The organism is Phormidium sp. CCY1219 (assembly GCF_055795085.1).
Genome location: NZ_JAYFEQ010000879.1, coordinates 1 through 481 on the forward strand (window position 1 = coordinate 1; position 481 = coordinate 481).

Sequence of the window (481 nt, forward strand, 5' to 3'; positions counted from 1 at the left end):
ATGATGTCGTCGCCGTCGTTGCCTGAGATGTTGTCGTCTCCGGCATCTCCTTGGATGCTGTCGTTGCCGAGGTTGCCAGCGATAATGTCGTTGTTGTCGCCACCACTGATGGTGTCTTCGCCGTCATCTCCGGTGATGCTGTCGTCTCCGGCATCTCCGAAGATTTGGTCATTATGGTTGCCGCCGGATATGGTGTCCTTGTCGTTGCCGCCGGAGATGGTGTCGAGACCATCGTTACCTTCGATACTGTCGTTGCCGTCGTTGCCTTCTATATAATCTTGGTCGGCATTGCCGGTGATGTTGTCGTCTCCGGCATCTCCTTGGATATTGTCGTTGCCGCTGTCGCCGGTGATGCGATCGTTGTCGTCTCCGCCGGAAATGGTGTCGTTGTCTTCGTTGCCAGCGATGTTGTCGTCTCCGGCATCTCCTTGGATGCTGTCGTTGCCGAGGTTGCCTGCGATAATGTCGTTGTTGTCGCCAC

1 protein-coding gene is annotated in these 481 nt (G+C 55.7%); it reads right to left on the reverse strand.

Features of this window, described 5'->3' with window-relative positions:
* Nucleotides 1-481, reverse strand: a 481-nt coding sequence (locus AC0QH1_RS28875) for a calcium-binding protein (RefSeq protein WP_324634898.1), incomplete at both ends; no start/stop codon positions are given.